Here is a 24,012-nt window from a genome sequence, read left to right on the forward strand (position 1 = left end):
AGAGCAAACCTGCATGTCTGAATCTGTACAGAGCAATAGCGCCGTCCTGGTGCACTTCACGCTAAAACTCGACGATGGCACCACCGCTGAGTCTACCCGCAACAACGGTAAACCGGCGCTGTTCCGCCTTGGTGACGCTTCTCTTTCCGAAGGGCTGGAGCAACACCTGCTGGGGCTGAAAGTGGGCGATAAAACCACCTTCTCGCTGGAGCCTGATGCGGCGTTTGGCGTACCGTCACCGGACCTGATTCAGTACTTCTCCCGCCGTGAGTTTATGGATGCAGGCGAGCCAGAAATTGGCGCAATAATGCTTTTTACCGCAATGGATGGCAGTGAGATGCCTGGCGTGATCCGCGAGATTAACGGTGACTCTATTACCGTTGATTTCAACCATCCGCTGGCCGGGCAGACCGTTCATTTTGATATTGAAGTGCTGGAAATCGATCCGGCACTGGAGGCGTAACATGCAGATCCTGTTGGCCAACCCACGTGGTTTTTGTGCCGGGGTAGACCGCGCTATCAGCATTGTTGAAAACGCGCTGGCCATTTACGGCGCACCGATTTATGTCCGCCACGAAGTGGTGCATAACCGCTACGTGGTCGATAGCCTGCGCGAGCGTGGCGCTATCTTTATTGAGCAGATCAGCGAAGTGCCGGATGGCGCAATCCTGATTTTCTCCGCGCACGGTGTTTCCCAGGCTGTACGCAACGAAGCGAAAAGCCGCGATCTGACGGTATTCGACGCAACTTGTCCGCTGGTGACCAAAGTGCATATGGAAGTCGCCCGCGCCAGCCGTCGTGGCGAAGAATCTATTCTCATTGGCCATGCCGGGCACCCGGAAGTGGAAGGTACGATGGGGCAGTACAGTAACCCGGAAGGGGGAATGTATCTGGTCGAGTCACCGGACGACGTGTGGAAACTGACGGTCAAAAACGAAGATAAACTCTCCTTTATGACCCAGACCACGCTGTCGGTGGATGACACTTCGGATGTTATCGATGCGCTGCGTAAACGTTTTCCGAAGATTGTCGGGCCGCGCAAAGATGACATCTGTTACGCCACCACCAACCGCCAGGAAGCGGTACGCGCACTGGCAGAGCAGGCGGAAGTGGTACTGGTCGTTGGTTCGAAAAACTCATCCAACTCCAATCGTCTGGCGGAACTGGCGCAGCGTATGGGCAAACGCGCGTTTTTGATTGATGATGCGACAGATATCCAGGAAGAGTGGGTGAAAGACGTTAAATGTGTCGGCGTGACTGCGGGGGCATCGGCTCCGGATATTTTGGTGCAGAATGTGGTTGCACGTTTACAGCAGCTTGGCGGCGGCGAAGCCATTCCGCTGGAAGGCCGCGAAGAAAACATTGTTTTCGAAGTGCCGAAAGAGTTGCGTGTGGATATTCGTGAAGTTGATTAAGTCATTAGCAGCCTAAGTTATGCGAAAATGCCGGTCTTGTTACCGGCATTTTTTATGGAGAAAACATGCGATTACCTATTTTCCTCGATACTGATCCCGGCATCGATGATGCCGTTGCCATTGCCGCCGCGATTTTTGCTCCCGAACTCGACCTGCAACTGATGACCACCGTTGCGGGTAATGTCTCAGTTGAGAAAACCACGCGTAACGCCCTGCAACTGCTGCATTTCTGGAATGTGGATATTCCGCTCGCCCAGGGCGCTGCTGTACCGCTGGTACGCGCGCCGCGTAATGCGGCATCTGTGCACGGCGAATCGGGAATGGCTGGCTACGACTTTGTTGAACACAACAGAAGCCCGCTGGATAAACCGGCATTTCTGGCTATTCGTGATGCTCTGATACGTGCGCCAGAACCCGTTACTCTGGTGGCTATCGGCCCGTTGACCAATATCGCGCTGTTACTTTCACAATGCCCGGAATGTAAACCGCATATTCGCCGTCTGGTGATCATGGGCGGTTCCGCCGGACGCGGCAACTGTACGCCAAACGCCGAGTTTAATATCGCAGTCGATCCGGAAGCAGCGGCATGTGTCTTCCGTAGTGACATTGAAATTGTCATGTGTGGTCTGGATGTCACCAATCAGGCGATATTAACCCCAGACTATCTCGCCACGTTGCCGGAGTTGAATCGTACCGGGAAAATGCTTCACGCCTTGTTTAGCCACTATCGCAGCGGCAGTATGCAAAGTGGTCTGCGTATGCACGATCTCTGCGCTATCGCCTGGCTGGTGCGTCCGGATTTGTTCACCCTCAAACCCTGTTTTGTGGCGGTGGAAACTCAGGGGGAATTTACTTCGGGCACTACGGTCGTTGATATTGACGGTTGCCTGGGTAAACCTGCCAATGTACAGGTGGCGCTGGATCTGGATGTGAAAGGTTTCCAACAGTGGGTGGCTGAGGTGCTGGCCCTGGCACCATAACCTGTCACATATTATCGGCATGTAGTCATTTACTGACTCATGCCTTTCACTGATATCCCTCCCTGTTTATCATTAATTTCTAATTATCGGCGTTTTTGGCTGGCGGCGTAGCGATGCGCTGGTTACTCTGAAAACGGTCTATGCAAATTAACAAAAGAGAATAGCTATGCATGATGCAAACATCCGCGTTGCCATCGCGGGAGCCGGTGGGCGTATGGGCCGCCAGTTGATTCAGGCGGCGCTGGCGTTAGAGGGCGTGCAGCTTGGCGCGGCGCTGGAGCGTGAAGGATCTTCTTTACTGGGCAGTGACGCCGGTGAACTGGCTGGAGCCGGAAAAACCGGCGTTACCGTACAAAGCAGCCTCGATGCGGTAAAAGATGATTTTGATGTGTTTATTGATTTTACCCGTCCGGAAGGCACGCTGAACCATCTGGCATTTTGTCGCCAGCATGGCAAAGGGATGGTGATTGGCACGACGGGTTTTGATGACGCAGGCAAGCAGGCGATTCGTGATGCCGCCGGGGATATTGCGATTGTCTTTGCCGCCAACTTTAGTGTCGGCGTTAATGTGATGCTTAAGCTGCTGGAGAAAGCCGCTCAGGTAATGGGTGACTACACGGATATCGAGATTATTGAAGCACATCACAGGCATAAAGTGGATGCGCCGTCGGGCACTGCGCTGGCGATGGGAGAGGCGATTGCCCATGCACTGAACAAAGATCTGAAAGATTGCGCAGTTTACAGCCGTGAAGGTCATACCGGTGAACGAGTGCCAGGCACCATTGGTTTTGCCACCGTCCGTGCCGGCGACATCGTTGGCGAACATACCGCCATGTTTGCCGATATTGGCGAACGTCTGGAGATTACGCATAAGGCTTCCAGCCGCATGACCTTTGCTAACGGCGCGGTAAGATCGGCTTTGTGGCTGAATGGCAAAGAAAGTGGGCTTTTTGACATGCGAGATGTGCTTAATCTCAATGCGTTATAACAACAAAACATTAGTGTTGATGCAAAAATAACACATCTAACTTTATAATTATAAAGGGCTTAAATTTTAGCCCTTTTGTTTTGATTGTTATTATTGTTAATTGGTGTGAGTTGCTAAAAATATCATGTTTTGTTGATGATTTTTGTTGTTTTAATGTAAATTTTGACCGTTTGGTCCACTTTTTATCTGACGAAATTGGTTTTATACATTCTTCTCTCTGCGCAAGCGTTTTCCAGACTATGTTAGATGATATTTTTGCCGCTTAATGCCATCAAAATATGTGTGATGCATAAAATCATATAATAAATACCGCGATTGAGTTGACTTTTAGCTTCCATATCTCCAGAATGCCGCCGTTTGCCAGAAATTCGTCGGTAAGCAGATTTGCATTGATTCATGTCATCATTGTGAATTAATATGCAAATAAAGTGAGTGAATATTCTCTGGAGGGTGTTTTGATTAAGTCAGCGCTATTGGTTCTGGAAGACGGAACCCAGTTTCACGGTCGGGCCATAGGGGCAACAGGTTCGGCGGTTGGGGAAGTCGTTTTCAATACTTCAATGACCGGTTATCAAGAAATCCTCACTGATCCTTCCTATTCTCGCCAAATCGTTACTCTTACTTATCCCCATATTGGTAATGTCGGCACTAATGACGCCGATGAAGAATCCTCCCAGGTACATGCACAAGGTCTGGTGATTCGCGATCTGCCGCTGATTGCCAGCAACTTTCGTAATACCGAAGACCTCTCTTCTTACCTGAAACGCCATAACATTGTGGCGATTGCCGATATCGATACCCGTAAGCTGACGCGTTTACTGCGTGAGAAAGGCGCACAGAATGGTTGCATCATCGCGGGCGATAACCCGGATGCGGCGCTGGCGTTAGAAAAAGCCCGCGCGTTCCCTGGGCTGAACGGCATGGATCTGGCAAAAGAAGTGACTACCGCTGAAGCCTATAGCTGGGCACAAGGGAGCTGGACGCTGGCTGGCGGCCTGCCGGAAGCGAAAAAAGAAGACGAGCTGCCGTTCCATGTGGTGGCCTACGATTTCGGTGCTAAGCGCAACATCCTGCGGATGCTGGTGGACAGAGGCTGCCGCCTGACTATCGTTCCGGCGCAAACGTCTGCTGAAGACGTGCTGAAAATGAATCCGGACGGCATCTTCCTCTCGAACGGTCCTGGCGACCCGGCTCCATGCGATTACGCGATTACCGCCATCCAGAAATTCCTCGAAACTGACATCCCGGTATTTGGCATCTGCCTCGGTCATCAGTTGCTGGCGCTGGCCAGTGGCGCGAAGACGGTCAAAATGAAATTTGGTCATCATGGCGGCAACCATCCGGTTAAAGATATTGAGAAAAATGTGGTGATGATTACCGCCCAGAACCACGGTTTTGCGGTGGACGAAGCAACATTACCTGCAAATCTGCGCGTGACGCATAAATCCCTGTTCGACGGTACGTTACAGGGCATTCATCGCACCGATAAACCGGCATTCAGCTTCCAGGGGCACCCTGAAGCCAGCCCGGGGCCGCACGACGCAGCTATGTTGTTCGACCACTTTATCGAGTTAATTGAGCAGTACCGTAAAACCGCTAAGTAATCAGGAGTAAAAGAGCCATGCCAAAACGTACAGATATAAAAAGTATCCTGATTCTGGGTGCTGGCCCGATTGTTATCGGCCAGGCGTGTGAGTTTGACTACTCTGGCGCGCAAGCATGTAAAGCCCTGCGTGAAGAGGGTTACCGCGTCATTCTGGTGAACTCCAACCCGGCGACCATTATGACCGATCCGGAAATGGCCGATGCGACCTACATTGAGCCGATTCACTGGGAAGTAGTACGCAAAATTATCGAAAAAGAGCGCCCGGATGCAGTTCTGCCAACGATGGGCGGCCAGACAGCGCTGAACTGTGCACTGGAACTGGAGCGCCAGGGCGTACTGGAAGAGTTCGGCGTAACCATGATTGGTGCCACCGCCGACGCGATTGATAAAGCAGAAGACCGTCGCCGTTTCGACGTGGCGATGAAGAAAATCGGTCTGGAAACCGCGCGTTCCGGTATCGCGCACTCAATGGAAGAAGCACTGGCGGTTGCTGCTGACGTGGGCTTCCCGTGCATCATTCGCCCCAGCTTCACTATGGGCGGTAGTGGTGGCGGTATCGCTTATAACCGCGAAGAGTTTGAAGAAATTTGCGCTCGCGGTCTGGATCTCTCCCCAACCAAAGAGCTGCTGATTGACGAGTCGCTGATTGGCTGGAAAGAGTACGAGATGGAAGTGGTGCGTGATAAAAACGACAACTGCATCATCGTCTGCTCTATCGAAAACTTCGATGCGATGGGCATCCACACCGGTGACTCCATTACCGTAGCGCCAGCCCAGACGCTGACCGACAAAGAATATCAAATCATGCGTAACGCCTCGATGGCGGTACTGCGTGAAATCGGTGTTGAAACGGGCGGTTCCAACGTCCAGTTTGCGGTTAACCCGAAAAACGGTCGTCTGATTGTTATCGAAATGAACCCGCGTGTATCCCGCTCTTCGGCGCTGGCGTCGAAAGCCACTGGCTTCCCGATTGCCAAAGTGGCGGCGAAACTGGCGGTCGGTTACACCCTCGACGAACTGATGAACGACATCACCGGCGGTCGTACTCCGGCCTCTTTCGAGCCGTCCATTGACTACGTGGTCACCAAAATTCCTCGCTTTAACTTCGAGAAATTTGCCGGGGCTAACGACCGTCTGACCACCCAGATGAAATCGGTTGGTGAAGTGATGGCGATTGGTCGCACGCAGCAGGAATCGCTGCAAAAAGCCCTGCGCGGCCTGGAAGTGGGCGCGACCGGTTTCGATCCGAAAGTGAGCCTCGATGATCCGGAAGCCCTGACTAAAATCCGCCGTGAACTGAAAGATGCAGGCGCAGAGCGTATCTGGTACATCGCAGATGCCTTCCGTGCGGGCCTGTCTGTAGACGGCGTCTTTAACCTGACCAACATTGACCGCTGGTTCCTGGTACAAATTGAAGAGCTGGTGCGTCTGGAAGAGAAAGTGGCAGAAGTGGGTATCACTGGCCTGAACGCTGACTTCCTGCGCCAGTTGAAACGCAAAGGTTTTGCCGATGCGCGTCTGGCTAAACTGGCAGGTGTGCGCGAAGCGGAAATCCGCAAACTGCGCGACCAGTACAACCTGCACCCGGTCTACAAACGCGTTGATACCTGTGCCGCAGAATTTGCGACTGACACTGCGTACATGTACTCCACCTATGAAGATGAGTGCGAAGCGAATCCGTCCACGCGTGACAAAATCATGGTGCTCGGCGGCGGCCCGAACCGTATCGGCCAGGGTATCGAGTTTGACTACTGCTGCGTACACGCCTCGCTGGCGCTACGCGAAGACGGTTTTGAGACCATTATGGTTAACTGTAACCCGGAAACCGTCTCCACCGACTACGACACTTCCGACCGTCTCTATTTTGAGCCGGTAACCCTGGAAGATGTGCTGGAAATTGTGCGCATCGAGAAACCGAAAGGCGTTATCGTCCAGTACGGCGGTCAGACTCCGCTGAAACTGGCGCGCGCGCTGGAAGCCGCTGGTGTACCGGTTATTGGCACCAGTCCGGATGCCATCGACCGTGCGGAAGACCGTGAACGCTTCCAGCACGCGGTTGACCGTCTGAAACTGAAGCAACCGGCGAACGCCACCGTTACTGCTATTGAGATGGCAGTTGAGAAGGCGAAAGAGATTGGTTACCCGCTGGTGGTGCGTCCGTCTTATGTTCTTGGCGGTCGGGCGATGGAGATCGTCTACGACGAAGCCGACCTGCGTCGTTACTTCCAGACCGCGGTGAGCGTGTCCAATGATGCCCCCGTGCTGCTGGATCACTTCCTCGATGATGCGGTAGAAGTCGATGTGGACGCTATCTGCGACGGCGAAATGGTGCTGATTGGCGGCATTATGGAACATATTGAGCAGGCTGGTGTGCACTCCGGTGACTCAGCGTGTTCTCTGCCTGCATACACGTTAAGTCAGGAAATTCAGGATGTAATGCGCCAGCAGGTGCAGAAACTGGCCTTCGAATTGCAGGTGCGCGGCCTGATGAACGTGCAGTTTGCAGTGAAAAACAACGAAGTCTACCTGATTGAAGTTAACCCGCGTGCGGCGCGTACCGTTCCGTTCGTCTCCAAAGCCACCGGTGTTCCGTTGGCGAAAGTGGCGGCACGCGTGATGGCAGGTAAATCGCTGGCTGAGCAGGGCGTGACTAAAGAAGTTATCCCGCCGTACTACTCGGTGAAAGAAGTGGTACTGCCGTTCAACAAATTCCCGGGCGTTGACCCGCTGTTAGGGCCAGAAATGCGCTCTACCGGGGAAGTGATGGGTGTTGGTCGCACCTTCGCTGAAGCGTTTGCTAAAGCACAGTTGGGCAGCAACTCCACGATGAAGAAACAGGGCCGTGCGCTGCTCTCCGTGCGCGAAGGCGACAAAGAGCGTGTAGTGGACCTGGCAGCAAAACTGCTGAAGCAGGGCTTCGAGCTGGATGCAACCCACGGTACAGCGATTGTGCTGGGTGAAGCGGGCATCAACCCGCGTCTGGTTAACAAGGTGCATGAAGGTCGTCCGCACATTCAGGATCGTATTAAGAATGGCGAATATACCTATATCATCAACACCACTTCAGGCCGTCGTGCGATTGAAGACTCCCGCGTGATTCGTCGCAGTGCGCTGCAATATAAAGTGCATTACGACACCACCCTGAATGGCGGTTTCGCTACCGCAATGGCGCTGAATGCCGATGCGACCGAAAAAGTGATTTCGGTACAGGAAATGCACGCGCAGATCAAATAATGGAGTGTCATGGCGGATATGTTTTATCCGCCATTTTGATCAAATATCTAATACGGTTCTCTGATGAGAACCGTTTTTTTTACCAATAAGGAAAATCTTTCCTGAAATCTATATTTTTGATGATGTAAGCAGGATTTAGCTCACACTTATCAACAGTGAAGTTGCATATTATCGATATAACTACAATTTTAATATGGCCTTGTTTAATTGCTTAAAACGAGTCATAGCCAGATTTTTAATTTGTGAAACTGGAGTTTGTATGTGTGAAGGATATGTTGAAAAACCACTCTATTTGTTAATTGCCGAATGGATGATGGTTGAAAACCGGTGGGTGACGGCAAGAGAGATCTCTATTCATTTCGATATTGAACACAGCAAGGCGATTAATACCCTGACTTATATTCTGTCGGAGGTCGCAGAAATAAGCTGCGAAGTTAAGATGATCCCTAATAAGCTGGAAGGGCGGGGATGTCAGTGTCAGCGGTTAGTAAAAGTGGTTGAGATTGATGCACAAATTTATGCGCGTCTGCGGAATAATAGCCGGGAAAAATTAGTCGGCGTAAGAAAGACGCCGCGTATTCCGACCGTTCCGCTCACGGAGCTTAACCGCGAGCAGAAGTGGCAGATGATGTTATCAAAGAGTATGCGTCGTTAATTTAATCTTGTGGATATCGCGAGACCTGGTTGCCGGATGCGATGCTGGTGCATCTTATCTGGCCTACGGGGGCTCTCCGGCCAGGTCGGATAAGGCATTTACGCCACGTCCGACGATGTTACCGCTTTGGCGTCACATTCGTCGTCCCCTGTAAACGGGGGCGATTTTCCTCCATTTGCCTCAACGGCTGTGTTTCTCGTAACGATGCATGGCAGCGCCCGACCAAATCCTGATATTCTTTGGTATTCAACCGCTTCCAGTGCAACTCTTCATCGCTGACGCTGCGCACCGCACGGGCTGGCGTGCCCATCAACAACTGACGTTTCTCGCCGCTAAAGCCCGCTTTGACAAAACTCATGGCGGCAACAATGCTTTCTTCGCCAATGACCGCGCCATCCATAATCACGCTGTTCATCCCGACCAGGGCATCACGGCCAATCATACAGCCATGCAGGATAGCACCATGACCGATATGACCGTTTTCCCCCACAATGGTGTCAGTGTCGCAGTAGCCGTGCATGATGCAGCCATCCTGAATATTGGCTCCTGCTTGTACAATCAGCCGTCCGTAATCACCGCGTAGCGAGGAGAGGGGGCCGATGTAAACGCCGGCTCCCACAATTACATCGCCAATCAATACTGCACTGGGATGAACAAACGCCGTCGGGTGAACCACCGGAATTAACCCTTCAAAGGCGTAATAGCTCACGGTTGTTAACGCCCTTTCCACACTGGATCGCGCTTCTCAGCAAACGCCAGTGGCCCTTCAATGGCATCTTCCGAATGCAGCACTGCAGGGTAATGTTGCAACACGCCGCTGCGAATAAAACGATACGCCTCTTCGACCGGCATTTCGCTGGTGGTGCGGTAGATCTCTTTTAGCGCCGCAATCGCCAGCGGGGCGCTATTAACCAGTTGCTGTGCCAGTTCGCGGGCGTTATCCATTAGCTCCGCCTGGCTAACCACGCGGTTGACAATCCCCCAACGCAGCGCCTCTTCTGCGCCCATCCGTCTGCCAGTCATCACCATTTCATTGACGATAGCAGGCGGCAGGATCTTCGGCAGACGCAGCACGCCGCCGCTGTCCGGAACGATGCCCAGTTTAGCTTCCGGTAGGGCAAAACTGGCGTTATTGGCACAAACAATAAAATCTGCTGCCAGCGCCAGTTCAAAGCCACCGCCAAAGGCGTAGCCGTTCACGGCTGCGATGACCGGTTTATCGAGATTGAAAATTTCAGTTAATCCGGCAAAACCGCCTGGGCCGAAGTCAGCATCTGGTGCTTCGCCTTCTGCTGCCGCTTTTAAATCCCAGCCAGCGGAAAAGAATTTTTCTCCGGCACCGGTAATAATGGCGACGCGTAATTGCGGATCGTCACGGAAATTAAGAAATGCGTCGCCCATTTCAAAGCTGGTTTTAGCATCAATTGCATTAGCTTTTGGACGGTCAAGGGTAATTTCCAGAATTGATCCATTGCGGGTCAGATGTAATGATTCACTCATTCCTTTTCTCCATTTTTGCTTTTTCAGGGATGACAATGCCCTGCAAAAAATGCATATTATTTTATGGTGTGATTATTAGCTGGCGGGATAATTCCCGCGGTTTCATTTATTTAAGATTCTTTCTGATTATTTTCCCCGAACAGTTACGCGGCAGATCTTTTCTGATTTCCAGATAAGATGGCACTTTAAATTTCGCCATATTCTGCTCACAGAAGCAGAAAAATTCTTCTTCGCTCAATGTTTCGCCTTCATTCAGCACCACAAACGCTTTGATGGCTTCATCACGAATAGAATCTTTAATACCAACGACCACAATGTCCTGAATTTTTGGATGCGCGGAGATAATATTTTCCAGCTCTACACAAGAGACATTCTCGCCACCGCGTTTGATCATATTGCAGCGACGATCGACGAAGTAAAAAAAGCCCTCTTCGTCGCGGTATCCCGTATCGCCGGTATGCAACCAGCCATCGGCTTCCAGGACTCTGGCGGTGGCCTGCGGATTGAGAAAATATTCTTTGAAGATGGTTTTCCCTGGTTCGCCTTTAATGCAGATTTCGCCAATCTCCCCCGCGGGGAGTGGGCGATTGTGATCGTCGCGGATCTCCGCTTCGTAGCAAAATCCTGCACGACCAATCGACGGCCAGCGACGCTTATCGCCGGGGCGATCGCCGATAATGCCGACGATGGTTTCTGTCATCCCGTAAGACGTCAGCAAGCGGACGCCGAAGCGTTCACAAAACGCGTCTTTTTCCTGCTCTGACAGGTTGAGGTAAAACATCACTTCCCGCAGGCAGTGTTGCCTATCGTTCGCAGAAGGTGGTTGTACCATCAGGGTGCGGATCATCATCGGAATACATTCGGTGACGGTGGCGCGATACTTTTGTACTTGCCCCCAGAAGGCGCGGGCGCTGTATTTTTCCACCAGCACAAAGGTCGCACCCGCCGAAAATGCCGCCATCGCCGCAGTACACTGGCAATCGATATGAAACGCAGGCATCACCGTCAGGTAGACATCATCGTCACGCACTGCACATTGCCAGGCGGAGTAATATCCGGCGAAGCGCAGATTGTAATGGGTAATTACCACCCCTTTCGGGCGGGAGGTTGTACCGGAGGTAAAAAGAATTTCCGCCGTATCGTCGGTCGATAACGGCGGTGCATAGCACAAGGTTGCAGGTTGCTGAGTTTTTAGTTGTGCAAACGAACTGGCACCATCACCAGCGGGAAGCGCCACATCGGTCAGGCAAATATGCCGTAGTTGCGTGGCATCTTCCTGCTGAATCTGCCGATACATAGGATAAAATTGTGCACTGGTCACCAACAGACACGCCTGGCTGTTTTGCAGGATCCACGCGCTCTCTTCACGCAGCAGTCGGGCATTAATCGGCACCATAATCGCGCCAATTTTTGCCAACCCGAACCAGCAAAAGATAAACTCCGGGCAGTTGTCGAGATGCAGCGCGACCTTGTCGCCTTTGCGAATTTCCAGCGTATAAAACAGGTTTGCCGTGCGGTTAATTTCTTGATTTAACTCAAGATAACTATACCGGTTGACGTTCCCGCCGCTGGATTCACAAATTAGCGCCGTTTTATGACCGTAAACGTCCGCCAGATCGTCCCACATTTGACGTAGATGTTGTCCGCCAATGATATCCATTGCACCTCTATCCATTTTGTTCGTTTGTTATTGGGCGGGTGCTAGTCAGGCAAGCCAACTAGCACCACGCGTTTAGTCCTCAACTTTGGCCAGACCTTTGCTGACCAACTCCTGAATGTCGTTTTCGCTGTAGCCGATGGTTTTCAAAATGGCAGCGGTGTCCATGCCGTGCGACGGCATTCCGCGCCAGATTTGGCCAGGGTTATTTTTGAATTTCGGCATAACGTTCGGCCCTTTGCAGGTACGGCCATCCATCGTTTGCCACTGGGTGATTGATTCGCGGGCAACGTACTGTGGATTGCTTTCCAGCTCCGGCACGGTCAGCACTTTGGCGCAGGCGATATTCAGTTCGGCAAAGCGTTCTTTTACTTCTGCTATCGTGTGTGCCGCCAGCCAGGCATCGAGTTTCTCTTCTACCAGAGGGCCGTAAGGGCATTCGATACGGTGGATAAGCTGAGTGCCTTGCGGAATTTCCGGTGTACCGAGCAGATGCTCGAGGCCAATATCTTTAAAGCACTCTGCAATCTGGGTAATGCCCACCAGTTCCATCACGATGTAGCCATCGGCACATTTGTACAGACCGCAACCGGCGTAGTAGGGATCTTTCCCTTTGGTCATGCGCGGGCACATTTCGCCGCCGTTGAAGTAGTCCATCATGAAGTACTGACCCATGCGCAGCATCACTTCATACATGGCGATGTCGATGCTTTCGCCTTTGCCGGTTTCGCGCACTTTATGCAGTGCTGCCAGCGCCGCGGTGGTGGCGGTCAGGCCGGAGAAGTAGTCAGCGGTGTACGGGAAAGCAGGCATTGGCTGGTCAACATCGCCGTTCTGAATCAGGTAGCCACTGAAGGCCTGTGCAATGGTGTTATAGGCTGGAAGATTGGTGTACTCCTCGGTGCCATACTGACCAAAACCGGACAGGTGAGCGATAACCAGTTTCGGGTTGTGCTGCCATAGCACTTCATCAGTAATGCCACGGCGAGCAAAGGCCGGGCCTTTACTGGCTTCGATGAAGATATCGGTGGTTTCCATTAATTTCAGAAACGCTTCGCGGCCTTCATCTTTGAAGATATTTAACGACAGCGCGTGCAAATTGCGGCGGGAAAGCTGCGGGTAATTTGGTTGAACGCGGATGGTGTCGGCCCAGGCGACGTTTTCGATCCAGATAACTTCTGCGCCCCATTCTGCGAACATTTGTCCGGCGAACGGCCCGGCGATTTCGATACCGGAGAAGACAACCCGTAATCCGGCCAGCGGCCCGAATTTCGGCATCGGTAGATGATCCATTATTAGCTCCTGAAAAATGTGTGTAGCCTTTGTAAGCCTGATAAGCGAAGCGCATCAGGCATCGCCGCACGGTTGCCGGATGCGGCGTAACCGCCTTATCCGGCCTGCATTTGTGCTCTTGTAGGCCTGATAAGCGAAGCGCATCAGGCAGCGCACGGACTTAGCGGTATTGCTTCAGCACCGCACGACCCAGCGTCAGGATCTGCATTTCGTCAGATCCTCCGGAGACGCGGTCTACACGCAGGTCACGCCAGAAGCGGCTGATGCGGTGGTTGCCCGCAATCCCGACACCGCCCAGCACCTGCATTGCGCTGTCCACCACTTCAAATGCCGCATTGGCGCAGAAGTATTTGCACATTGCCGCATCGCCAGAAGTAATGGTGCCGTTATCCGCTTTCCACGCTGCTTCATAGAGCATGTTTTTCATGGAGTTTAATTTGATCGCCATATGGGCGAATTTTTCCTGAATCAACTGAAAACGACCGATCGCTTCACCAAACTGCACGCGCTGGTTGGCGTAGCGCGCCGCATCTTCAAAGGCGCACATCGCAGTACCGTAGTTGGTGAGGGCTACCAGGAAACGTTCGTGGTCGAACTCTTCTTTTACGCGGTTAAAGCCGTTACCTTCGTGACCGAACATGTCGCTCTCGTCCAGTTCCACATCGTCAAAGGTGATTTCACAGCAGCTATCCATACGCAGACCGAGCTTCTCAAGTTTGGTCACTTTGATTCCTGGTTTGCTCATATCGACAAACCATTCGGTGTAGACAGGTTTGTCCGGAGAAGCGCCGTCGCGCGCCATCACCACGATATATGGGGTGTAGGCGCTACTGGTAATAAAACACTTACTACCATTAAGATAAATCTTACCATCTCTACGGGTATAAGTCGTTTTCAGGCTACCCACATCGGAACCAGCGCCCGGTTCGGTAATCGCTGAGTTCCACATCTGCTTACCGGTGCCGCGGAAAGCCATGATCTTGTCGATCTGCTCCTGCGTACCTTCACGCAGGAAAGTGTTGAACCCGCCCGGCAACTGGTACAGCACATAAGTTGGTGCCCCCAAACGACCCAGTTCCATCCACACCGCGGCGAGGGTAACGAATCCCGCGTCCAGACCACCGTGCTCTTCCGGGATCAGCAGACTGTCGATACCCATATCCGCCAGGGCTTTGACAAAACGCTCCGGGTAGACGCTGTCACGGTCACACTGGGCAAAATAGGCTTCCCAGTTTTCGCTGGCCATCAGTTCTCGGATACCGGCGACAAACAGTTCCTGCTCATCATTTAAATTAAAATCCATCTTTCAACCTCTTGATATTTGGGGGTAATTAATCTTTCCAGTTCTGTTTCGCGTCTTTAATAAAGGAGAGCGTCACCATAATGTTGACGAAGAACAGCGGGCATCCTCCGGCGATAATGGCGGTTTGAATCGGTTTCAGGCCGCCGAGCGCCAGCAGAACAATGCCGATAATGCCAACCAGAATTGACCAGCCAATGCGCACCAGCAGCGGTGGTTCTTCGCCGTCGCGCACTTCACGACAGGTGGACATCGCCAGGGTGTAAGAGCAGGCGTTAATCAGGGTGACAGTGGCAATAAAGCAGAGAATAAAGAAGCCCCACATGGTGGCGGTGCTGAGAGGCAGAGCGGCCCAGGTTTCGATGATGGCGCGCGCCACGCCGTACTGTTCGATCAGATTCGGAATGTTGATGATGTTTTTATCCATCAACAGCAGAGTATTACTACCGAGTACAGTCCACAGGATCCAGGTGGATGCTGTCAGCCCCATCACCATACCGAAGCACAGTTCACGCACGGTTCGACCACGGGAGATACGCGCCAGGAAGATGCTCATCTGGATGGCGTAAATCACCCACCATGCCCAGTAGAATACGGTCCATCCCTGCGGGAAGCCGCCTTTGCCAACGGCATCGGTATAGAACAGCATGCGCGGCAGATACATCAGCAACATCCCCACCGAGTCGGTGAAGTAGTTCATGATGAAGCTGGCACCGCTGACGATGAACACCCAGCCGAGCATCAGGAAACTCAAATAGCTGCGCACATCGCTGGCGATTTTTACCCCTTTTTGCAGACCACAGGCCACGCAGATAGCGTTGAGGATGATCCAGCAGGTAATGATAATGGCATCCAGTTGCAGGGTATGCGGAATACCAAACAGATACTGCATACATTCGGTCACCAGCGGTGTGGCAAGGCCGAGACTGGTGCCCATTGCGAAGATCAGCGCCACCAGGTAGAAGTTATCGACGATAGTACCAAACAACCCTTTGGCGTGTTTTTCACCCACCAGCGGCACCAGGGTGGAACTGGGGCGAATCACATCCATTTTACGAACGAAGAAGAAGTACGCGAAGGCGACGGAAAGGAAACTGTAAGTCGCCCACGGTAACGGCCCCCAGTGGAACAAACTGTAGGCCAGCCCCAGCTCTTTCGCGCCAGTGGAGTTTGGCTCTAAAGCAAATGGCGGCGTGGAGATGTAGTAGTAGATCTCAATCGATCCCCAGAACAGCACGGCGGCTGACGTACAGGAGGCGAACATCATAAAGATCCAACTGGCGGTACTGAACTCGGGTGGTTCGTTACCTAAACGCTTTTTGGCATACGGGCCAAACACCAGCCAGAACCAGCCGAAAAGCATGACCACCATATACCATTCAAATGCCCATCCCCATACATTGGTGACGTAACTGAATACGGCATTAATAACGACATTCGCCGCATCCAAATCTCTGACTGTAAGCCAGCAAAGTATGCCAACGATTATTAACGGCGGAAAGAATACCTTCGGTTCTATTCCCGTTTTTCTTTTTTCATCTTTCATGAGTTAATTCCACTGTAAAAATAAATATTTATTTTACGTTCCCGTTTGTTTTATTTTTGTTAACATTTAATATAATTATTATTAACCTCGTGAACGCGTGAATGGCTAACTCATAATGGGTATTCAATTGGCTGTATTCTGTGATGGTAATCACAGGTTTTTATCGGATAAAAACAGAGTGTTTTAATTTAAATATTCGTTATTAATCAACTAAATGAGTTTGGTTTTGAGTGAAAATCCAGCATCTGACTTTCAATATTGGTGATCCATAAAACAATATTGAAAATTTCTTCTTTCAATACCGTGTTTTCAATATTGGTGAGGCGCTTAACAATATTGAAAGTTGGATTTATCTACGTGTGACATTTTCAATATTGGTGATTAAAGTTTTATTCCAGAATTAAATGACGTGATATCTGTAATTAACACCACCGATATGAACGACGTTTCCTTCATGATTTCTGGAGATGCAATGAAGATTATTACTTGCTATAAGTGCGTGCCTGATGAACAGGATATTGCGATCAATAATGCTGATGGTTCATTAGATCTCAGCAAAGCCGATGCGAAAATAAGCCAATATGATCTGAACGCTATTGAAGCGGCTTGCCAGTTAAAACAGCAGGCGACTGAGGCGCAGGTGACGGCTTTAAGTGTGGGCGGCAAAGCCCTGACTAACGCCAAAGGACGTAAAGATGTGCTGTCTCGCGGCCCGGATGAACTGATTGTGGTGATTGATGACCAGTTCGAGCAGGCACTGCCGCAACAAACTGCGACTGCACTGGCTGCCGTGGCGCAGAAAGCAGGCTTTGATCTGATCCTCTGTGGTGACGGTTCTTCCGACCTTTATGCCCAGCAGGTTGGTCTGCTGGTGGGTGAAATCCTCAACATTCCGGCAGTTAACGGTGTCAGCAAAATCCTCTCCCTGACGGCAGATACCCTCACCGTTGAGCGCGAACTGGAAGATGAAACAGAAACTTTAAGCATCCCGCTGCCTGCGGTCGTTGCTGTTTCCACTGATATCAATGCCCCACAAATTCCTTCGATGAAAGCCATTCTTGGCGCGGCGAAAAAGCCAGTTCAGGTGTGGTCGGCGGCGGATATCGGTTTTAACGCACAGGCAGTCTGGTCTGAACAACAGGTTGCCGCACCGAAACAGCGCGAGCGTCAGCGCATCGTGATTGAAGGCGACGGCGAAGAACAGATCGCCGCATTTGCTGAAAATCTTCGCAAAGTCATTTAATTACAGGGGATGCTATGAACACGTTTTCTCAAGTCTGGGTATTCAGCGATACCCCTTCTCGTCTGCCGGAACTGATGAACGGCGCGCAGGCTTTAGCTCATCAAATCAATGCGTTTGTTCTGAGTGACGACGACGGCGCACAGGCAATCCAGTTTGGTGCTAATCATGTCTGGAAATTAAGCGGCAAACCGGACGATCGGATGATCGAAGATTACGCCGGAGTGATGGCAGACACCATTCGCCAGCACGGCACAGACGGCCTGGTACTACTGCCGAACACCCGTCGCGGCAAATTACTGGCGGCGAAACTGGGTTATCGCCTGAAAGCGGCGGTTTCTAACGATGCCAGCGCCGTCAGCGTGCAGGATGGTAAAGCGACGGTGAAACACATGGTTTACGGCGGCCTGGCGATTGGCGAAGAACGCATTGCCACGCCGTATGCGGTACTGACCATCAGCAGCGGCACGTTCGATGCGGCTCAGCCGGACACGTCAAGTACAGGTGAAACGCACACCGTGGAGTGGCAGTCTCCGGCTGTGGCGGTTACCCGCACGGCAACGCAGGCGCGCCAGAGCAACAGTGTCGATCTCGACAAAGCCCGTCTGGTGGTTAGCGTCGGTCGCGGCATTGGCTGCAAAGAGAACATTGCGTTGGCAGAGCAACTTTGCCAGGTGATTGGCGCGGAGTTGGCCTGTTCTCGTCCGGTGGCGGAAAACGAAAAATGGATGGAGCACGAGCGCTATGTTGGTATCTCCAACCTGATGCTGAAACCTGAACTGTACCTGGCCGTGGGGATCTCCGGGCAGATCCAGCACATGGTTGGCGCTAATGCGTCACAAACCATTTTCGCTATCAACAAAGATAAAAATGCGCCGATCTTCCAGTACGCGGATTACGGCATTGTTGGCGACGCCGTGAAGATCCTTCCGGCGCTGACGGCGGCTTTAGCGCGTTGATCTACTCTGGCAGGGCTGCTTTTGGCCCTGCCGCTGACAGGGAGTTCTTATGTCCGAAGATATCTTTGATGCCATCATCGTTGGTGCAGGGCTGGCCGGTTCGGTTGCCGCGCTGGTGCTCGCCCGCGAAGGGGCACAAGTGTTAGTTATCGAGCGTGGCAATTCCGCTGGCGCTAAGAATGTTACCGGCGGGCGTCTCTATGCCCACAGTCTGGAACACATCATTCCTGGTTTTGCCGAAAGCGCCCCCGTTGAACGCCTGATCACTCATGAAAAACTTGCGTTTATGACCGAAAAGTCAGCGATGACTATGGACTACTGCAATGGCGACGAAACCTCGCCATCCCAGCGCTCTTACTCCGTTTTACGCAGCAAATTTGATGCCTGGCTGATGGAGCAGGCCGAAGAAGCGGGCGCGCAGTTAATTACCGGAATTCGCGTCGATAACCTTGTGCAGCGCGATGGCAAAGTTGTCGGCGTAGAAGCCGATGGCGATGTGATTGAAGCGAAAACGGTGATCCTCGCTGATGGAGTGAACTCCATTCTTGCCGAAAAGCTGGGAATGGCGAAACGCGTCAAACCGACGGATGTGGCGGTTGGCGTGAAGGAATTGATCGAGTTACCGAAGTTGGTTCTCGAAGACCGTTTTCAGTTGCAGGGTAATCAGGGCGCGGCCTGCCTGTTTGCGGGTGCACCCACCGATGGCCTGATGGGCGGTGGCTTCCTTTATACCAATGAAAACACCCTGTCACTGGGGCTGGTTTGCGGCCTGCATCATCTGCATAACGCGAAGAAATCGGTGCCACAAATGCTGGAAGATTTCAAACAGCATCCGGCGGTTGCACCGCTGATCGCGGGTGGCAAGCTGGTGGAATACTCTGCTCACGTAGTGCCAGAAGCGGGTATCAACATGTTGCCGGAACTGGTTGGTGACGGCGTGCTGATTGCCGGTGATGCCGCCGGAATGTGTATGAATCTCGGCTTTACCATTCGTGGTATGGATCTGGCGATTGCCGCCGGAGAAGCAGCAGCGAAAACCGTGCTTTCAGCGATGAAAAACGACGATTTCAGTAAGCAGAAACTGGCGGAGTATCGTCAGCATCTGGAGAGTGGCCCGCTGCGCGATATGCGTATGTACCAGAAGCTACCGGCTTTTCTTGATAACCCACGTATGTTTAGCGGCTATCCGGAACTGGCGGTGGGTGTGGCACGTGACCTGTTCACCATTGATGGCAGTGCGCCAGAACTGATGCGCAAGAAAATCCTCCGCCACAGCAAGAAAGTGGGTTTCATCAATCTGATCAAGGATGGCATGAAAGGAGTGACCGTTTTATGACTTCTCCCGTCAATGTGGACGTCAAACTGGGCGTCAATAAATTCAATGTTGATGAAGAGCATCCGCACATTGTTGTGAAGTCTGATGCCGATAAACAGGCGTTGGAACTGCTGGTGAAAGCGTGCCCGGCGGGTCTGTACAAAAAACAGGATGACGGCAGCGTACGCTTCGATTACGCCGGATGTCTGGAGTGTGGAACCTGCCACATTCTTGGGCTGGGGTCGGCGCTGGAGCAGTGGGAATACCCGCGCGGCACCTTTGGCGTGGAGTTTCGTTACGGCTGATGTTGGTCTGATACGTAACGCCGTACTGACCCCCATTGCTAAAAAACAGGATCAACCCATGCAACCGTCCAGAAACTTTGACGATCTCAAATTCTCCTCTATTCACCGCCGTATTTTGCTGTGGGGAAGCGGTGGCCCGTTTCTGGATGGCTATGTGCTGGTAATGATCGGCGTGGCGCTGGAGCAACTGACTCCGGCGCTAAAACTGGACGCTGACTGGATCGGCCTGCTGGGCGCGGGAACCCTCGCCGGGCTGTTCGTTGGCACATCGCTGTTTGGCTATATCTCCGATAAAGTCGGACGACGCAAAATGTTTCTCATCGATATCATTGCTATCGGGGGGATTTCTGTTGCGACGATGTTTGTCTCATCACCTGTCGAACTGCTGGTGATGCGGGTGCTCATCGGCATTGTTATCGGCGCGGATTATCCCATCGCCACCTCGATGATCACCGAGTTCTCCAGCACCCGTCAGCGGGCGTTCTCCATCAGCTTTATCGCCGCTATGTGGTATGTCGGCGCGACCTGTGCCGATCTGGTCGGCTACTGGCTTTATGATGTGGAAGGCGGCTGGCGCTGGATGCTGGGCAGTGCGGCGATCCCGTGTTTGTTGATTTTGATTGGTCGATTCGAACTGCCCGAATCTCCCCGTTGGCTGTTGCGCAAAGGGCGAGTGAAAGAGTGCGAAGAGATGATGATCAAATTGTTTGGCGAACCGGTGGTTTTCGATGAAGAGCAGCCGCAACAAACTCGTTTTCGCGATCTGTTTAACCGCCGCCATTTTCCTTTTGTCCTGTTTGTGGCCGCCATCTGGACCTGCCAGGTGATCCCGATGTTCGCCATTTACACCTTTGGCCCACAAATCGTCGGTCTTCTGGGGTTAGGCGTCGGCAAAAACGCGGCGCTGGGAAACGTGGTGATTAGCCTGTTCTTTATGCTCGGCTGTATTCCGCCGATGCTCTGGCTGAACACTGCCGGACGACGTCCATTGTTGATCGGCAGCTTTGCCATGATGACGCTGGCATTGGCAGTTTTGGGGCTGATCCCGGATATGGGGATCTGGCTGGTGGTCATGGCGTTTGCGGTGTACGCGTTTTTCTCCGGCGGGCCAGGCAATTTGCAGTGGCTTTATCCTAATGAACTCTTCCCGACGGATATTCGCGCCTCAGCCGTGGGCGTCATTATGTCTCTGAGTCGTATCGGTACAATTATCTCAACCTGGGCGCTGCCGATCTTTATTAATAATTACGGTATCAGCAATACTATGCTGATGGGGGCGGGGATCTCGCTGTTTGGCCTGCTGATTTCTGTGGCGTTTGCTCCGGAGACGCGTGGGATGTCGTTGGCGCAGACCAGTAATATGACAATTCGCAGGCAGCGTGCAGGATAACTTATTCAGATTTCTCTCTTTTTTGAATCAATATTATTGACTATAAGCCGCGTGAATATGTGACTACACTTTGTGGAAAACAAAGGTGTAAACGCGCAGGCTAACTATGATTCTAATCATTTATGCGCATCCGTATCCGCATCATTCCCATGCGAATAAACGGATGCTTGAACAGGCAAGGACGCTGGAAGGCGTCGAAATCCGCTCTCTTTATCAACTCTATCCTGACTTCAATATCGATATAGCGGCCGAGCAGGAGGCGCTCTCTCGTGCCGATCTGATCGTCTGGCAGCACCCAATGCAGTGGTACAGCATTCCGCCGTTGCTCAAATTGTGGATCGATAAAGTCTTCTCACACGGCTGGGCTTACGGACACGGCGGTACGGCGTTGCATGGCAAACATTTGCTGTGGGCGGTGACGACTGGCGGTGGGGAAAGTCATTTTGAGATTGGTACTCATCCGGGCTTTGATGTGTTGTCGCAGCCGCTACAGGCGACGGCAATCTACTGCGGGCTGAAATGGCTGCCGCCGTTTGCCATGCACTGTACCTTTATTTGTGACGACGAAACTCTCGAAGGGCAGGCGCGCCACTATAAACAACGTCTGCTGGAATGGCAGGAGGCACATCATGGATAGTCATACGCTGATTCAGGCGCTGATTTATCTCGGTTCGGCGGCGCTGATTGTGCCGATTGCAGTACGTCTCGGTCTTGGTTCGGTACTTGGCTACCTGATTGCAGGTTGCATTATTGGCCCGTGGGGGCTGCGGCTGGTGACCGATGCTGAATCTATTCTGCACTTTGCCGAAATCGGCGTGGTGCTGATGCTGTTTATCATCGGTCTCGAACTCGACCCACAAAGGCTGTGGAAGCTGCGGGCGGCAGTATTCGGCGGTGGCGCATTGCAGATGGTGGTTTGCGGCGGCCTGCTGGGGTTGTTCTGCATGTTACTCGGTATGCGCTGGCAGGTGGCAGAACTGATTGGCATGACGCTGGCGCTCTCATCAACGGCGATTGCCATGCAGGCGATGAATGAACGCAACCTGACGGTGACGCAAATGGGGCGCAGTGCCTTTGCGGTGCTGCTGTTCCAGGATATCGCGGCGATCCCGCTGGTGGCGATGATCCCCTTGCTGGCGGCGAGCAGTGCCTCGACTACGCTAGGTGCATTTGCCTTGTCAGCGTTAAAAGTGGCGGGCGCGCTGGTGCTGGTGGTATTACTGGGGCGCTATGTCACGCGTCCGGCGCTGCGTTTTGTTGCCCGCTCTGGCTTGCGGGAAGTGTTTAGTGCAGTGGCTTTATTCCTCGTGTTTGGCTTCGGTTTGCTGCTGGAAGAGGTTGGTCTGTCGATGGCGATGGGCGCGTTTCTGGCGGGCGTGCTGCTGGCAAGCTCGGAATATCGTCATGCGCTGGAAAGCGATATCGAACCGTTCAAAGGCTTGTTGTTAGGGTTGTTTTTTATCGGCGTTGGGATGTCGATAGACTTTGGCACGCTGATTGAAAACCCGTTGCGCATTGTCATTCTGCTGTTCGGTTTCCTCATCATCAAGATTGCCATGCTGTGGCTGATTGCCAGACCGTTGCAGGTGCCGAATAAACAGCGTCGCTGGTTTGCGGTGCTGTTAGGGCAGGGCAGTGAGTTTGCCTTTGTGGTGTTTGGCGCGGCGCAAATGGCGAATGTGCTGGAGCCGGAGTGGGCGAAATCATTGACCCTGGCGGTGGCGCTGTCGATGGCAGCAACGCCGATTTTGCTGGTGATCCTCAACCGTCTTGAGCAATCCGGCACTGAAGAGGCGCGCGAAGCTGATGAGATCGACGAAGAACAGCCGCGGGTGATTGTTGCCGGATTCGGGCGTTTTGGTCAGATCACCGGACGTTTGCTGCTCTCCAGCGGAGTGAAAATGGTTGTGCTCGATCATGATCCTGACCATATAGAAACGTTGCGCAAATTTGGCATGAAGGTGTTTTACGGCGATGCCACGCGTATGGATTTGCTGGAATCTGCCGGAGCGGCGAAAGCGGAAGTGCTGATTAATGCCATTGACGATCCGCAAACCAACCTGCAACTGACGGAGATGGTGAAAGAACATTTTCCGCATCTGCAGATTATTGCCCGCGCCCGTGATGTCGATCACTACATTCGTTTGCGCCAGGCTGGCGTGGAAAGGCCAGAGCGTGAAACCTTTGAGGGAGCGCTCAAAACCGGGCGTCTGGCGCTGGAAAGTTTAGGCCTGGGGCCATATGAAGCGCGAGAACGTGCTGATGTGTTCCGCCGCTTTAATATTCAAATGGTGGAAGAGATGGCGATGGGCGAAAACGACACCAAAGCCCGCGCGGCAGTCTATAAACGCACCAGCGCGATGTTAAGCGAAATCATTACTGAAGACCGGGAACATCTGTCATTAATTCAACGGCATGGCTGGCAGGGAACCGAAGAAGGGAAACATACCGGCAACATGGCGGATGAGCCAGAAACTAAGCCGTTGTAATCAAAAAGTGTGATGTGTCGCATGCTTTACAACTAACTGTTTGTTTTTGCGCAACTGTAATGCGGCGAGTCCAGGGACATAGCGTGGACTCGCCAGCAAAATAAAAATTTTCCTCAACATCATCCTCTCGCCAGTCGACG

The 24,012-nt window shown here is 52.4% G+C and carries 20 protein-coding genes; 14 read left to right on the top strand and 6 right to left on the bottom strand.

The genetic code is table 11. From position 1 onward, the window contains the following. The first annotated feature begins 13 nt into the window (after nucleotides 1–13). The 7 genes from fkpB (at nucleotide 14) to caiF (ending at nucleotide 8,878) form a co-directional block, all read left to right on the top strand. Nucleotides 14–463 carry an FKBP-type peptidyl-prolyl cis-trans isomerase gene (fkpB, locus tag C7B16_RS02155; protein ID WP_000004655.1) on the top strand — a complete coding sequence of 150 codons (450 nt, stop codon included), beginning with the start codon at nucleotides 14–16 and terminating at the stop codon, nucleotides 461–463. A 1-nt stretch (nucleotide 464) separates the two neighbouring features. Then, nucleotides 465–1,415 carry a 4-hydroxy-3-methylbut-2-enyl diphosphate reductase gene (gene ispH, locus C7B16_RS02160; RefSeq protein WP_016249593.1) on the top strand — a complete coding sequence of 317 codons (951 nt, stop codon included), beginning with the start codon at nucleotides 465–467 and terminating at the stop codon, nucleotides 1,413–1,415. Between the two features lie 65 nt (nucleotides 1,416–1,480). Continuing rightward, a complete protein-coding gene (gene rihC / locus C7B16_RS02165; protein ID WP_016249594.1) occupies nucleotides 1,481–2,395 on the top strand; it encodes a ribonucleoside hydrolase RihC in 915 nt (304 codons plus the stop codon). A 166-nt stretch (nucleotides 2,396–2,561) separates the two neighbouring features. Continuing rightward, nucleotides 2,562–3,383, top strand: coding sequence for a 4-hydroxy-tetrahydrodipicolinate reductase (gene dapB / locus C7B16_RS02170; protein WP_000543592.1), 822 nt, complete (start codon nucleotides 2,562–2,564; stop codon nucleotides 3,381–3,383). A 455-nt stretch (nucleotides 3,384–3,838) separates the two neighbouring features. After that, a complete protein-coding gene (gene carA / locus C7B16_RS02175) occupies nucleotides 3,839–4,987 on the top strand; it encodes a glutamine-hydrolyzing carbamoyl-phosphate synthase small subunit (RefSeq protein WP_107179307.1) in 1,149 nt (382 codons plus the stop codon). 17 nt (nucleotides 4,988–5,004) lie between these two features. Next, nucleotides 5,005–8,223 (top strand): carbamoyl-phosphate synthase large subunit, encoded by a 3,219-nt coding sequence (gene carB / locus C7B16_RS02180; protein ID WP_001126327.1) that lies wholly within the window; start codon nucleotides 5,005–5,007, stop codon nucleotides 8,221–8,223. A gap of 259 nt (nucleotides 8,224–8,482) precedes the next feature. Further along, a complete protein-coding gene (gene caiF / locus C7B16_RS02190) occupies nucleotides 8,483–8,878 on the top strand; it encodes a carnitine metabolism transcriptional regulator CaiF (RefSeq protein ID WP_000333133.1) in 396 nt (131 codons plus the stop codon). Between the two features lie 118 nt (nucleotides 8,879–8,996). Here caiF and caiE read toward each other — a convergent pair whose 3' ends face one another. From caiE to caiT, 6 genes are all read right to left on the bottom strand, one after another. Continuing rightward, nucleotides 8,997–9,587 (bottom strand): carnitine operon protein CaiE, encoded by a 591-nt coding sequence (gene caiE, locus C7B16_RS02195; protein WP_000122899.1) that lies wholly within the window; start codon nucleotides 9,585–9,587, stop codon nucleotides 8,997–8,999. A gap of 5 nt (nucleotides 9,588–9,592) precedes the next feature. Then, nucleotides 9,593–10,378 (bottom strand): crotonobetainyl-CoA hydratase, encoded by a 786-nt coding sequence (caiD, locus tag C7B16_RS02200; protein WP_107179308.1) that lies wholly within the window; start codon nucleotides 10,376–10,378, stop codon nucleotides 9,593–9,595. A gap of 106 nt (nucleotides 10,379–10,484) precedes the next feature. Further along, nucleotides 10,485–12,038 (bottom strand): crotonobetaine/carnitine-CoA ligase, encoded by a 1,554-nt coding sequence (caiC, locus tag C7B16_RS02205; protein ID WP_107179309.1) that lies wholly within the window; start codon nucleotides 12,036–12,038, stop codon nucleotides 10,485–10,487. A gap of 72 nt (nucleotides 12,039–12,110) precedes the next feature. After that, nucleotides 12,111–13,328: an L-carnitine CoA-transferase gene (caiB, locus tag C7B16_RS02210; protein WP_000349948.1), complete on the bottom strand. Its 1,218-nt coding sequence runs from the start codon at nucleotides 13,326–13,328 to the stop codon at nucleotides 12,111–12,113. A 160-nt stretch (nucleotides 13,329–13,488) separates the two neighbouring features. Then, complete coding sequence (gene caiA / locus C7B16_RS02215) at nucleotides 13,489–14,631, bottom strand: crotonobetainyl-CoA dehydrogenase (RefSeq protein WP_107179310.1); 1,143 nt, start codon at nucleotides 14,629–14,631, stop codon at nucleotides 13,489–13,491. Between the two features lie 28 nt (nucleotides 14,632–14,659). Continuing rightward, nucleotides 14,660–16,174, bottom strand: coding sequence for an L-carnitine/gamma-butyrobetaine antiporter (caiT, locus tag C7B16_RS02220; RefSeq protein WP_000650969.1), 1,515 nt, complete (start codon nucleotides 16,172–16,174; stop codon nucleotides 14,660–14,662). Nucleotides 16,175–16,646: 472 nt separating this feature from the next. On the opposite strand from caiT, the gene C7B16_RS02225 reads away from it, so the two are divergent. The 7 genes from C7B16_RS02225 (at nucleotide 16,647) to kefC (ending at nucleotide 23,872) form a co-directional block, all read left to right on the top strand. Continuing rightward, entirely contained in the window at nucleotides 16,647–17,417 is a 771-nt protein-coding gene (locus C7B16_RS02225) for an electron transfer flavoprotein FixA (RefSeq protein WP_107179311.1), read from the top strand. 14 nt (nucleotides 17,418–17,431) lie between these two features. Further along, nucleotides 17,432–18,373, top strand: a complete 942-nt coding sequence (locus C7B16_RS02230) for an electron transfer flavoprotein subunit alpha/FixB family protein (RefSeq protein WP_001091475.1) — start codon at nucleotides 17,432–17,434, stop codon at nucleotides 18,371–18,373. A 49-nt stretch (nucleotides 18,374–18,422) separates the two neighbouring features. Continuing rightward, nucleotides 18,423–19,709, top strand: coding sequence for an FAD-dependent oxidoreductase (locus C7B16_RS02235; RefSeq protein WP_016262857.1), 1,287 nt, complete (start codon nucleotides 18,423–18,425; stop codon nucleotides 19,707–19,709). Next, on the top strand, nucleotides 19,706–19,993 hold the full coding sequence (gene fixX / locus C7B16_RS02240; protein ID WP_107179312.1) for a ferredoxin-like protein FixX: 288 nt from the start codon (nucleotides 19,706–19,708) through the stop codon (nucleotides 19,991–19,993). The genes C7B16_RS02235 and fixX overlap by 4 nt, the downstream gene beginning before the upstream one ends. A gap of 58 nt (nucleotides 19,994–20,051) precedes the next feature. Beyond that, a complete protein-coding gene (locus tag C7B16_RS02245) occupies nucleotides 20,052–21,383 on the top strand; it encodes an MFS transporter (protein WP_001183182.1) in 1,332 nt (443 codons plus the stop codon). Between the two features lie 106 nt (nucleotides 21,384–21,489). Beyond that, the gene (gene kefF / locus C7B16_RS02250) at nucleotides 21,490–22,020 is read left to right on the top strand and encodes a glutathione-regulated potassium-efflux system oxidoreductase KefF (protein WP_000600731.1); all 531 of its coding nucleotides are present in this window, start codon (nucleotides 21,490–21,492) and stop codon (nucleotides 22,018–22,020) included. After that, nucleotides 22,013–23,872 carry a glutathione-regulated potassium-efflux system protein KefC gene (kefC, locus tag C7B16_RS02255; RefSeq protein WP_001517728.1) on the top strand — a complete coding sequence of 620 codons (1,860 nt, stop codon included), beginning with the start codon at nucleotides 22,013–22,015 and terminating at the stop codon, nucleotides 23,870–23,872. Before kefF ends, kefC begins: the two co-directional genes overlap by 8 nt. Nucleotides 23,873–24,012: the final 140 nt, after the last annotated feature.

This window comes from Escherichia sp. 20412-1 (assembly GCF_003027595.1).
Classification (GTDB): Bacteria; Pseudomonadota; Gammaproteobacteria; order Enterobacterales; family Enterobacteriaceae; genus Escherichia; species Escherichia marmotae.

Excerpts from the sequence above, each read along its gene's own strand:
- carB (WP_001126327.1), top strand. The coding sequence starts at position 5,005 with ATGCCAAAACGTACAGATATAAAAAGTATCCTGATTCTGGGTGCTGGC.
- caiC (WP_107179309.1), bottom strand. The coding sequence starts at position 12,038 with ATGGATATCATTGGCGGACAACATCTACGTCAAATGTGGGACGATCTG.
- caiB (WP_000349948.1), bottom strand. The coding sequence starts at position 13,328 with ATGGATCATCTACCGATGCCGAAATTCGGGCCGCTGGCCGGATTACGG.
- C7B16_RS02235 (WP_016262857.1), top strand. The coding sequence starts at position 18,423 with ATGTCCGAAGATATCTTTGATGCCATCATCGTTGGTGCAGGGCTGGCC.
- caiT (WP_000650969.1), bottom strand. The coding sequence starts at position 16,174 with ATGAAAGATGAAAAAAGAAAAACGGGAATAGAACCGAAGGTATTCTTT.
- C7B16_RS02245 (WP_001183182.1), top strand. The coding sequence starts at position 20,052 with ATGCAACCGTCCAGAAACTTTGACGATCTCAAATTCTCCTCTATTCAC.
- C7B16_RS02230 (WP_001091475.1), top strand. The coding sequence starts at position 17,432 with ATGAACACGTTTTCTCAAGTCTGGGTATTCAGCGATACCCCTTCTCGT.
- dapB (WP_000543592.1), top strand. The coding sequence starts at position 2,562 with ATGCATGATGCAAACATCCGCGTTGCCATCGCGGGAGCCGGTGGGCGT.
- caiF (WP_000333133.1), top strand. The coding sequence starts at position 8,483 with ATGTGTGAAGGATATGTTGAAAAACCACTCTATTTGTTAATTGCCGAA.
- caiD (WP_107179308.1), bottom strand. The coding sequence starts at position 10,378 with ATGAGTGAATCATTACATCTGACCCGCAATGGATCAATTCTGGAAATT.
- fkpB (WP_000004655.1), top strand. The coding sequence starts at position 14 with ATGTCTGAATCTGTACAGAGCAATAGCGCCGTCCTGGTGCACTTCACG.
- ispH (WP_016249593.1), top strand. The coding sequence starts at position 465 with ATGCAGATCCTGTTGGCCAACCCACGTGGTTTTTGTGCCGGGGTAGAC.
- kefC (WP_001517728.1), top strand. The coding sequence starts at position 22,013 with ATGGATAGTCATACGCTGATTCAGGCGCTGATTTATCTCGGTTCGGCG.
- C7B16_RS02225 (WP_107179311.1), top strand. The coding sequence starts at position 16,647 with ATGAAGATTATTACTTGCTATAAGTGCGTGCCTGATGAACAGGATATT.
- kefF (WP_000600731.1), top strand. The coding sequence starts at position 21,490 with ATGATTCTAATCATTTATGCGCATCCGTATCCGCATCATTCCCATGCG.
- rihC (WP_016249594.1), top strand. The coding sequence starts at position 1,481 with ATGCGATTACCTATTTTCCTCGATACTGATCCCGGCATCGATGATGCC.
- fixX (WP_107179312.1), top strand. The coding sequence starts at position 19,706 with ATGACTTCTCCCGTCAATGTGGACGTCAAACTGGGCGTCAATAAATTC.
- caiA (WP_107179310.1), bottom strand. The coding sequence starts at position 14,631 with ATGGATTTTAATTTAAATGATGAGCAGGAACTGTTTGTCGCCGGTATC.